Here is a 9,939-nt window from a genome sequence, read left to right on the forward strand (position 1 = left end):
ACGCTGCTTCGTCACGCTGTCGGGCTCAGGCCAGTCGGATCACGTTCCAGGACAGCGGCTCCAGTACGGCGGTGAGCCGCCCGTCCGCCAGGGCCGTGCCCTCGACCGGGTGCGGGGTGACCCGCTCGGGTTCGTCGAGGGTGTTGCGGGCGTCGGGGTCGGCGTCCGCGAGGACGGTGTGTTCCACGACCGTGGTGAGGCCGAGGCCGCCGAGGGCGATCTCCAGCGGCAGCGCCCCGGTACGGCTCCGGTTGACGGCGAACACGGTGACCGTGTCGTCGTCGGCGCGTACGGCGGTGGCGTGCAGCAGGTCGGCGGTGCCGTACCGGGCCGTCTCGTACGTCGGTGAGTCCACCCGGACGTCGAGGACCTCGCCCCTGCCGTACCGGGAGGCCTGCGCGAACGGGTGGAACGTCGTCTGGCGCCAGGCGGGGCCGCCCGGCTCGGTCATGATCGGCGCGATGACGTTGACGAGCTGGGCGAGGCAGGCGATCTTGACCCGGTCGGCGTGCCGGAGCAGGGCGATGAGGAGCGAGCCGAGGACGACGGCGTCGGTGACGCTGTAGCCGTCCTCCAGCAGGCGCGGCGCCTCGGGCCAGTCGTCCTGCGCGAAGGTCGTCGCCTGCTCCTGCCAGCGGGACATGTACCAGACGTTCCACTCGTCGAAGGAGAGGTTGATCTTCTTCGTGGACTTGAGCTTCGCGCCGACGTGGTCGCAGGTGGCGACGGTGTCCTCGATGAAGGACTCCATGTCGACGGCGGAGGCGAGGAAGGAGTCGAGGTCGCCGTCGTGCGGCTCGTAGTAGGCGTGCAGGGAGATGTGGTCGACCAGGTCGTAGGTCTCGGTGAGGACCGTCGCCTCCCAGGCGGCGAAGGTGGGCATGGACCGGCCCGAGGAGCCGCAGGCGACCAGTTCGACGCCGGGGTCCTGCTGACGCATGGCGCGGGCGGTCTCGGCGGCGAGGCGGCCGTACTCCTCGGCGGTCTTGTGGCCGGTCTGCCAGGGGCCGTCCATCTCGTTGCCCAGGCACCACAGCCGGATGCCGAAGGGGTCCTTGTCGCCGTGCGCGACGCGCAGGTCGGACAGGGCGGTGCCGGCGGGGTGGTTGGCGTACTCCTGGAGTTCGAGTGCCTCGGTGACGCCCCGGGTGCCGAGGTTGACGGCCATCACGGGCTCGGCCCGCGGGCCGATCTTCCGCAGGAAGGAGATGTACTCGGACAGGCCGAAGCGGTTGGTCTCGGTGGAGTGCCAGGCGAGGTCGAGGCGGCGCGGGCGGTCCTCGGCGGGGCCGACGGAGTCCTCCCACCTGTAGCCGGAGACGAAGTTGCCACCGGGGTAGCGGATCGCGGTGACGCCGAGTTCGCGGACCAGGTCCAGGACGTCGGTGCGCAGGCCGTCGGCGTCGGCGGTGGGATGGCCGGGTTCGTGGATGCCGGTGTAGACGCAGCGGCCGAGGTGTTCGACGAAGGAGCCGAAGAGGCGGGGGTCGACCGGGCCGACGGTGAAGGCGGGGTCGAGGGTGAAGCGGGCGGTACGCATCTTTTCCTTTCGGGGGTTCGCCGGTGCCCGCACGGCCGGTGCGGGCACGGGTGCCGGTACGGGTGCGGGCGCGGCGGAGGACGTCACCGGCCGGCGAGGCCGGTGTGCGCGACACCCGCTACGGTCTGGCGCTGGAAGAAGCCGAAGCTGCCCGCGACCGTCAGGCCGCCCGTCGCGGCCGGTAAGTGCCTGCGATTCAGGCCAGGTCGTCCCATGCCCTGCCCCATCTGTCGGGATGTCGTGGTCGGAGGAGTCACGTCCGTACGGGCCGCACCTCACACTGATTGTTCGATATACCGAATGCCGCCCGTGAATTCGAACGGACCGTATGGGTCGAGCGGGGGCACGTCAATGGTTCGGACGAGAACTCGAGCCGGAAGGGCAGCAGCTTCCTGCATCACCCGGCCAAAGAGCGCTGTACGCCCCTAAGGTGAGGGGGGCTCGTACAATTCAGCGATTCACGCGGCACAGGGGTTGACGCGTGTGGAGCACCGGTGCCGGCGGCGAGAGGGTGAAGTACGCCGCCGGCTGCGTCGCAGCGCGCATCGTCCCGCTGCCGACCAGTCCGACGTCACCAGCCACCCGGGGAGAGAAGTGAGCACCAAGGGCGCCATGCGGAAGCTCCGCAACGATCTGGTGGAGGCTCTCGAGGATCTGGCCAGGCCGTCGACCCCCGTGGAGTTGTTCGACACCCTGTGCGCTCGGCTCACGAGGCGTCGCGGCAGACCGGTGGAGTACCGCTTGGTGACGTTCCCGCCGGGCACGGCCAGCGGACTGTACCTGGACATGGCGGACCGGGACTTGATCTGCGTGCAGGAGAACACCAGTCCCTGGCACCAGGTGGTCATCTTCGGGCACGAGGCCTGGCACATGGTCGCCGGTCACGTCGGTCGGCACGAGCCCGGTCCCGCGGTCGCCGCGCGCCTGCTGGCGGATGACGCCGACCTGACAGCCGCTCTCCAGGTGGCGGCCCGGACCGACTTCGACCGGAACGAGGAATCCGACGCCGAGTTGTTCGGCCTGGCCCTCGCGGGTCGCCTGCGCGGTTGGCTGGAGGGCGCGGAAACGGCGACACCACGCAGCGAGCTGGCGCGGCGCATCCAGGCATCGCTCGGACACCGCCGGGGCTGATGCGTGCGGAACTCCGACTACTACCTTCCCGCCGTCGCCCTCGGTGTCGCCTTCGTCGTCAAACTCCCCGCCCTGCGGCGGGGATGGCGTGATCCGCTGGTACGTTCCGTCCACTTCCTGATCTTCACCGCGGGCAGCTGCTTCTTCTTCGCCGCTCCGCCCACCATCAGCACGGTCAACGACCTCACGGGCATCCCGAACTTCTCGGGCCCACTGGTCTACTCCGTCATGTGCGCCTTCAGCTGCGCCTGCCTGGTTCTGATCGTCAACTGGCGCGGCGGTCCGCCGGAGACGATCCGGCGCCACTCACGGAGGTGGATCGCCTGTTACACGGCGGTCATCATCGCCCTGCCCGTGTTCTTCGCGCTGGGGGACGCTCCCGTCGAGCGGCTCCGTGACCTGGACACCCACTACGCGACCACGCCCTTCATCCGCGAGATGATCGTCACCTACCTCGTCGCCCACATCACCTCCGCCGCCGTCACGACGGCGCTGTGCCTGAGCTGGGCGCGGCAGGTGCAGCGGTGGCTGCGCGTGGGCCTGGTCGTCCTCGTCATCGGGTTCGTACTCAACCTGGTTTTCGGCATCGCCAAGCTCTCCGCGGTCGTCGGCCGGTGGAGCGGCCGTGACTGGGACGCCCTCAGCACGACGGTGGCACCGCCGATCGTCGCGGCGGGCGGTCTGATCGTGACCTTCGGGTTCCTGCTGCCGCTGCTGGGCCCACAGATCAGTGGCCTTGTCCGGTGCTGGGTCAACTACGCGCGCCTGGGTGCGCTGTGGAGGCTCCTGCGTACGCCGGGGAAACGGCGCGTGCTTCCGCGCGTCCCGTGGTGGTCCGATCCCGACATGCGCCTGGCCGTGCGGGAGACCGCCATCCACGACGAACTGCTCGATCTCCAGCCGTACTTCGACGACCTCGTCCGGCAACGCGCCTACGACAGAGCGATCGAGAGTCACCTGTCGAAGGAAGACGCGGATGTCGTGGGCGCGGCCGCCATGGTGGTCGCCGCGGTGGACGCGCGATCCAGAAGTCCACTGCGGGGGCCCGAAAGCGCCAGTGCTGCCGGAGCCTTCGCGCTGACATCGGTCCTCAGCTCAGAACGTGAGCGGCTCGTGCACTTGTCGCGTGCCGTGGAGTCCCCCGTAGTCGCCGCTGTGCGCCACCTCGCAGCCCCTCCAGAGAGCAGTTCGCCATGACACCCCCTGTCCAGACCGCCCGCAGTGCCGCACCCCGCCGTGCCGTGGTCATCGGCGGCGGAATGGCCGGCATGCTCGCGGCCGCTGCCCTGGCCGACGCCGCGGACGAGGTCACCGTCATCGAGCGCGACGTCCTGCCCGCGGGGCCCGAGCCACGCAAGTCGCTTCCCCAGGCACGCCACGTGCATGTGCTGTGGTCCGGCGGCGCCCGGGCGTTCGAGCGGATCATGCCCGGCATCACGGACCGCTGGCTGGCAGCCGGGGCCCGGCGCATCCCGCTGCCGACCGGCCTGGTGTCGATGACCGCCCAGGGTTGGCTCAGGCGCTGGCCCGAGATGCAGTACATGATCGCGTGCACCCGCGACCTGCTGGACTGGGTGGTGCGCGAGCAGGTGCTGAGCATGCCGACGGTGAAACTGCTGCAGGGGCACGAAATGCAGGCCTTGGAGGGCACGGCCACCCGGGTGACCGGCGCGCGCGTACGGACACCGGAGGGGCAGGACCTGACCCTCGACGCCGATCTCGTCGTGGACGCCAGCGGCCGCGGGTCACGCGCCACGGAGTGGCTGCGGACCCTGGGCATAGGCGGCATCAGGGAAGCCGAAGTCGATTCCGGGCTGGTGTACGCCAGTCGCTTCTACCGGGCGCCCGCGGGCAGCGACGACTTCCCCATCGTCAACGTGCAGTCCGACCCCGGCGAGCCGGTGCCGGGCCGGACGGCGACGATCGTCCCCGTCGAGCGGGGGCGCTGGCTGGTGACCCTCTCGGGTACCAGGGGAGGGGAGCCGTCCCGCGAGCCCGACCGGTTCGAGCCCTTCGCCCGCTCGATCCGGCACCCCGTCGTGGGCGAGCTGATCTCGTTGACCACACCGCTCACGGAAGAGGTCGCCGTCTCCCGCAGCACGGTCAACCGGCGCCGCTATTTCGAGCAGGCGTCCGCATGGCCGGACGGGTTCATCGTGGTGGGCGACTCGGTGGCCACGTACAACCCGCTCTACGGCCAGGGGATGACGGTGGCCGCGCAGGGTCTCGTCGAGCTCGGCGCCGCGGTGGGCCGAAGCGGGCTCCGTACCCGCGGGCTCGCACGCGACGTCCAGCACGCCATCGCCCGCCCCGCGAACCTCGCCTGGGAACTGGCCACTTCCCAGGACATCCTCTATCCCGGTGCGGTGGGCCGACAGCCCCGGTCCGGGACCGCGCTCATGAACCGCTACGTCAACCGGCTGGTCCACGCCGCGACGGGCCGTGCGCAGATCACCCGGGCCTTCCTCGACGTCATCACGTTGTCCGGATCCCCCACGTCGTGGGTGCACCCGGACATCGTGGTGGGAGCTCTGCGCGGCCCGGGCAGGAGGCCCCTGACCTCGCCGCCGCTGACCGCGGAAGAACTGAGGACGGCGGCCGGCGGCCGGCGTGGCGCGTCCGGGTGACCCGCTTCCACCCGGTGACGGGCCGACGGGGCACGACAGCACGGCCTGCGCAACGGCACCCGCAGGACACCACCGCGGTCGGGGTGCGTCGTCAGCCCGCGAACGCGGGTGGGGCGAGTCCCTCGCCCGCGTCCGGGATCACCAGGAGGGAGCCGGAGAGCGGGGGCGGGGAGGGCAGGCCCACGCGGGCCGTGGTGACGTACAGGTCGCTCAGGCCGGGGCCGCCGAAGGCACAGGCCGTGACGCGGGGGACCGGGAGTTCCACCACCCGGTCCAGGGCGCCGGACGGGGTGTAGCGGCGGACCGCGGCGCCGTCCCACAGCGCCACCCACACACAGCCCTCGGCGTCCACGGTGAGGCCGTCGGGGAAGCCCGCGCCGTCCTCGATCGCGGCCAGCGGGCGGCGGCCGGTGACCGATCCGGAGGCGGCGTCGACGTCGAGGACGTCGATACGGCGGGTGGGGGTGTCGATGTAGTACATCAGGCGGCCGTCGGGGCTCCAGCCGGTGCCGTTGCTCACCGTCACGTCGTCGAGGACGACCTCGGCCGTGCCGTCGCCGGTGACACGGGAGAGGGTGCCGCCGCCGGTGGCCTCGTCGTAGCGCATGGTGCCGGCCCACAGCGTGCCGTCGGGGGCGACGGCGGCGTCGTTGCCGCGGCGGCCGGGGACGGGCTCGCGGTGCAGCCAGCGGAAGGTGTCGTCGGGGTCGAGCAGGCCGACCCCGTCGCGCAGGTTGAGGACCAGGCCGCCGCCCGCGCGGGGCTTGACGGCGCCCACGTGCTGTTCGGTCCGGCGCAGGGTGCGCCGGCCGGTGGCCGGATCGTAGGTGTGGATCCGGGAGTTCAGGATGTCGATCCACAGCAGCCGGCCGGTCGCCGGATCCCAGGTGGGGCCCTCGCCCAGGACGGACTCCGCGCGGACCGCGACCTCGTAGGAGGTGCCGCCGGTCATGGCGTCCCCCGGTGGCCGAGCCGCTCGGACAGGTCGTCGGCGCCCTTGACGGCGAGCTGCTCCAGTTCGGTGAGGCGCTCCTCGCTCCAGCGGATCATCGGCACTGAGATGGACAGCGCGGCGACCACCTGCCCGGTGCGGTCGCGGACCGGTGCGGCCACGCAGCTGACGTCCGGGTTGGACTCGCGGCTCTCCACGGCGACGCCCCGGGCGCGGATCTGCGCGAGGGCCTCGCGCAGGGCGGCCGGGTCGGTGATGCTGTTGGGGGTCATCGCGGCCAGCTCGGCGTCGGCGGGCAGGCGCGCGGCGAGCTCCCGCTCGGGGAGGGAGGCCAGCAGCATCTTGCCGACGGAGGTGCAGTGGGCGGGCAGCCGGCGGCCGGCCGCCGACACCATCCGCACCGCGTGGGTGGAGTCCACCTTGGCGATGTAGATGACGTCGGTGTCCTCCAGGATCGCCACGTGCACCGTCTCGTCGCAGGTCTCGGCGACGGACCGGGCCACCTGCTGGCCCTCGGCGGCGAGGTCGAGGTGCTCGGCGTAGCGGGCGCCGAGCTGGTACGGCCGTACGCCGAGCCGGTAGCGGCCGGGCCGGCCGGTCACCGGGACGATGTACTTCCGCGCGGCGAGCGTGGTCACCAGTTCGTGCACGGTGGTGCGCGGCAGTTGGAGCCTGCGCACGATGTCGGGGGCGGAGAGCGTCCCGTCCCCGTCGAGGAAGAGCTCGAGGATGTCGAGAGCCCGGGTCACGGCTGGTACGAGGCGTCCCACGACCGGCCTCCTCCCTGTCTGTCTCGGCCTGTTCGAGATTTCAACAGGCGACCGGAATGACGAACACAGGCTAGCCATCCGGGCCACCCCGGGCAATGGCCCGCGGTGCCCGGCGGGGTCGTGGCCCTACCAGGCCCCACCAGGCCCCAACGGGCACCGCCGGTCACCTCCGGGAGCGGGGCTCGCCCAGTTCGCCGCGGAGCCGCTGGGCGCGGAGGACCAGTTCCAGTTCGAAGCGGCGGTCCGGGTCGTCGATCTCGTCGCCCCACAGTTCGCGGATCTGCCGCAGCCGGTAGCGGACGGTCTGCGGGTGCACGCCGAGCCGCGCCGCCACCTCGGGCGCGCCGCCCCGGGTCTCCAGCCACGCCAGCAACGTCTCCGCGAGCCGCCGCCCGTTCGTGGGGGCGCAGTGGGCCAGCGGGGCGAGGCACTTGAGCGCGAGGTCGTCGATGAGTTCCTCGGGCTGGAGCAGCACCAGCGCCTGGGTGTGCCGGGTGCAGTGCAGCACCTCGTCGGCCGGCAGCAGCCCGCGCTCCATCAGGAGCAGGGCGGCCTCGGCCCAGCGCAGCGACTTCGCCGCGTCGGCCGGCGGCACCGGCGGTCCGATCGCGCCGGACCAGCCGGTGAGCGCGCGGTGCAGCAGTTCGGGGCGGCCGGCGGCGTCCGGTTCGGGGACGACCATGCGGGGCTGCTCGTACTCCATGTCGAGCAGCACCTCCGGTCCCACGGCGGGCGCCACCGCCTCCCGGGCGGGGCGCCTGAGGACGCCCACCGCGACCTTCCCGGGCAGCGGCCAGCCGACGCGGGCGGCCCGCTCGGCGAGCGCTTCGGCCGGATCGCCCCGGTGGTGCTCGGTGAGCAGGAGTTCCATCAGCCGGCGCTGCAGCCGCAGCCGTTCACCCGCCTGCCGGGCGGCGGCCTCGGCGTAGCCGCGGACGGACTGGTCGACCAGTCCGTCCAGATACGCGTAGCCCGCGTCGGCGAGTTCGTACATCGCGGGCGGCGGGATGTCGATGCGCTGGCCGATCTCGGCGAGCCGCCGCCAGGCCATGCGGACACCGAGCCGGTAGATCGCCTGGAGCGAGTCCAGCGACCGTCCGTGCAGGCCCTCGCCTCGCCCGAAGTCGTGGAACAGGCCGGGCGGTGCCGTGGGGCGGCCCGCCGAGTAGTCGGCGCGCTCCAGATGCTGCACGAACACCTCGATGGCGCGGCGGATGCCGATGAGGGCCATCGGCTCGCCGGAGTCGTCGGGCACGACGGGGAGTTCGGGGTACTCGCGCTGGATCTCGCTCATGATCTCTTCGGCGAGTGCCGGCGCCTCGGCCATGGCGATCTCGGCGAACCGGTGCACCTGGGAGCGCGGGACGTCGCGCCAGGCGGAGCGGACCGGGAGGGTGGTGGCCGCCCTCACCCGTCAGCTCCCCTGACCGGCGTGCTCATAGGTGATCAACGGTGTGTTCGGCTGGTCGGGGGTGGCATCGAGCAGCGCGACCACGCCCAGGGCCGCGCCCACGGCGAGGGCCGAGGCGAGCACGACCGTCAGCGCGGCGGCGAGCAGTCTGGACATCTCAGGGTCAGCCTCTCTGGTCGGAGGATTTCCCCACCCCCCGAAAGCGCGTTCCGCCACCCTTGTCCGTGGTTCCCCAGTGTCGAGTGCGCATTGACACTCCGTCAAGGGGCGTTTACGGTTCCCGGCCCAGAGGGAGTTCGGTCCCGGGCCGCAGGGGGTGCCGGATGGCTCCGCCCCTCTCGCACGCGCGTTTTCCTCCACGGATCCGGCCTGTCAGCGCCGATCCGTCCCAAGCCTCTGGAGTGCCCGGATGCGCCGTACAGCCTCCCCCCTTTCCCTGGTCGTACTCGGTTTCGGAACGTTTCTGCTGGTGCTGGCCCCCCTGTTGGCCTGGTACGTGCAGCCACGTGCCGCGGTGAACCCGGTCGACATCGACACCACCGCCGTCTACACCGGCTCGGGCAGTGTGTTCGACCTCGACCGGGTCGAGACCGTGCCGGGTCAGGCGATCACCGTCACCCAGCGGGTGCGCGGGAACGTCGAGGCGAGCGTGGACAGCGGGAACGCCGTGTGGGACGTGATCACCACGGTGGACACCGACGCGTCGCTGCCGGCCGCCGACCCGCACGACGCGCTGGACTTCTCCCCGCACCGCTGGGTGCTGGACCGCAGGACCACGAAGCCGGTCCATTGCTGCGAGGAGAAGCCCCGCATCGAGGGCGAGGCGTACCTCAAGTTCCCCTTCGACGTGCAGAAGCGCTCCTACCAGTGGTGGGACAACACCCTCGGCGACACGGTCGTGATGCGCTACCGGGGCACCGAGAAGGTCCAGGGGTACACGGGTTACCGGTTCACCGCCTCGGTGCCGGCGACGAAGACCGGTACCCGGCTGGTGCCGGGCACCCTCGTGGACCAGCCGGACCGCCCGCAGGTGCTGGCCGAGGAGTGGTACTCCAACCACGGCCTCGAGCTGGTCGTGGACCAGGCCACCGGCCGGGTGATCTACGCGCAGACCGGTCCGAGGCGCACGCTGCGGGCACCGGGTGGGGACGAGGACGCGGCGGTCCTGCTGGACGCGGAGAAGCTCGCGTTCACGACCGCGACGCAGAAGGAGGCCGTACGGCAGGCGGAGCGCGACAGCGGACAGCTGCGCATGGTGGGAGAGACCCTTCCGGTCGGCGCGGCCGTGGCGGGATTCGTGCTCGCGGTGGTCGGCGGGATTCTGGTGGCACGTGGCCGGAAGGAGGAAGAGCGTCCCGGTTTGCCCGGTACCGCTCGGTGAACACTCACGGACTGGAGTGACTTCCGAGTCGACAGGACCCGAAATTGTCACCCCGGTGAGTAGCCCTGGGGGACGTCTGGGCGAAAACTGTCCATCCCCACCCTGCCCACCCGCATTCCTCCCACCC

The 9,939-nt window shown here is 71.7% G+C and carries 9 protein-coding genes; 4 read left to right on the top strand and 5 right to left on the bottom strand.

What is annotated here, in order from left to right; all coding sequences use genetic code 11:
• Window positions 1-25: 25 nt before the first annotated feature.
• Window positions 26-1,540: an alpha-N-arabinofuranosidase gene (locus DIZ27_RS29035; protein ID WP_109381420.1), complete on the bottom strand. Its 1,515-nt coding sequence runs from the start codon at window positions 1,538-1,540 to the stop codon at window positions 26-28.
• 612 nt (window positions 1,541-2,152) lie between these two features.
• On the opposite strand from DIZ27_RS29035, the gene DIZ27_RS29040 reads away from it, so the two are divergent.
• The 3 genes from DIZ27_RS29040 to DIZ27_RS29050 are packed head-to-tail and all read left to right on the top strand — an operon-like array spanning window position 2,153 to window position 5,298.
• Window positions 2,153-2,671: a toxin-antitoxin system, toxin component gene (locus DIZ27_RS29040; RefSeq protein WP_109381433.1), complete on the top strand. Its 519-nt coding sequence runs from the start codon at window positions 2,153-2,155 to the stop codon at window positions 2,669-2,671.
• A 3-nt stretch (window positions 2,672-2,674) separates the two neighbouring features.
• A complete protein-coding gene (locus tag DIZ27_RS29045) occupies window positions 2,675-3,868 on the top strand; it encodes an MAB_1171c family putative transporter (RefSeq protein ID WP_109381421.1) in 1,194 nt (397 codons plus the stop codon).
• Window positions 3,865-5,298: an FAD-dependent monooxygenase gene (locus DIZ27_RS29050; protein ID WP_109381422.1), complete on the top strand. Its 1,434-nt coding sequence runs from the start codon at window positions 3,865-3,867 to the stop codon at window positions 5,296-5,298. Before DIZ27_RS29045 ends, DIZ27_RS29050 begins: the two co-directional genes overlap by 4 nt.
• 91 nt (window positions 5,299-5,389) lie before the next feature.
• Here the strand turns inward: DIZ27_RS29050 and DIZ27_RS29055 are convergent, their stop codons facing one another.
• The 4 genes from DIZ27_RS29055 to DIZ27_RS45945 all read right to left on the bottom strand — a co-directional run bounded on the left by DIZ27_RS29055 (window position 5,390) and on the right by DIZ27_RS45945 (window position 8,587).
• Window positions 5,390-6,250 carry an SMP-30/gluconolactonase/LRE family protein gene (locus DIZ27_RS29055; RefSeq protein ID WP_109381423.1) on the bottom strand — a complete coding sequence of 287 codons (861 nt, stop codon included), beginning with the start codon at window positions 6,248-6,250 and terminating at the stop codon, window positions 5,390-5,392.
• Entirely contained in the window at window positions 6,247-7,020 is a 774-nt protein-coding gene (locus tag DIZ27_RS29060; RefSeq protein WP_109381424.1) for an IclR family transcriptional regulator, read from the bottom strand. The genes DIZ27_RS29055 and DIZ27_RS29060 overlap by 4 nt, the downstream gene beginning before the upstream one ends.
• A 163-nt stretch (window positions 7,021-7,183) precedes the next feature.
• Window positions 7,184-8,431: a helix-turn-helix domain-containing protein gene (locus DIZ27_RS29065; RefSeq protein ID WP_109381425.1), complete on the bottom strand. Its 1,248-nt coding sequence runs from the start codon at window positions 8,429-8,431 to the stop codon at window positions 7,184-7,186.
• 3 nt (window positions 8,432-8,434) lie between these two features.
• Window positions 8,435-8,587, bottom strand: a complete 153-nt coding sequence (locus DIZ27_RS45945) for a hypothetical protein (protein WP_181383736.1) — start codon at window positions 8,585-8,587, stop codon at window positions 8,435-8,437.
• A gap of 253 nt (window positions 8,588-8,840) precedes the next feature.
• Between DIZ27_RS45945 and DIZ27_RS29070 the strand changes: the two genes are divergently transcribed.
• The gene (locus DIZ27_RS29070; protein ID WP_109381426.1) at window positions 8,841-9,812 is read left to right on the top strand and encodes a DUF3068 domain-containing protein; all 972 of its coding nucleotides are present in this window, start codon (window positions 8,841-8,843) and stop codon (window positions 9,810-9,812) included.
• Window positions 9,813-9,939: the final 127 nt, after the last annotated feature.

Origin of the sequence: Streptomyces sp. NWU339 (assembly GCF_003143855.1) — a bacterium.
In the GTDB taxonomy this organism is placed as follows: domain Bacteria; phylum Actinomycetota; class Actinomycetes; order Streptomycetales; family Streptomycetaceae; genus Streptomyces.

Bases quoted from the DNA above. Each gene is read 5' to 3' on its own strand.
- DIZ27_RS29035 (WP_109381420.1), bottom strand. From the start codon at position 1,540: ATGCGTACCGCCCGCTTCACCCTCGACCCCGCCTTCACCGTCGGCCCG.
- DIZ27_RS29040 (WP_109381433.1), top strand. From the start codon at position 2,153: ATGCGGAAGCTCCGCAACGATCTGGTGGAGGCTCTCGAGGATCTGGCC.
- DIZ27_RS29050 (WP_109381422.1), top strand. From the start codon at position 3,865: ATGACACCCCCTGTCCAGACCGCCCGCAGTGCCGCACCCCGCCGTGCC.
- DIZ27_RS29055 (WP_109381423.1), bottom strand. From the start codon at position 6,250: ATGACCGGCGGCACCTCCTACGAGGTCGCGGTCCGCGCGGAGTCCGTC.
- DIZ27_RS45945 (WP_181383736.1), bottom strand. From the start codon at position 8,587: ATGTCCAGACTGCTCGCCGCCGCGCTGACGGTCGTGCTCGCCTCGGCC.
- DIZ27_RS29070 (WP_109381426.1), top strand. From the start codon at position 8,841: ATGCGCCGTACAGCCTCCCCCCTTTCCCTGGTCGTACTCGGTTTCGGA.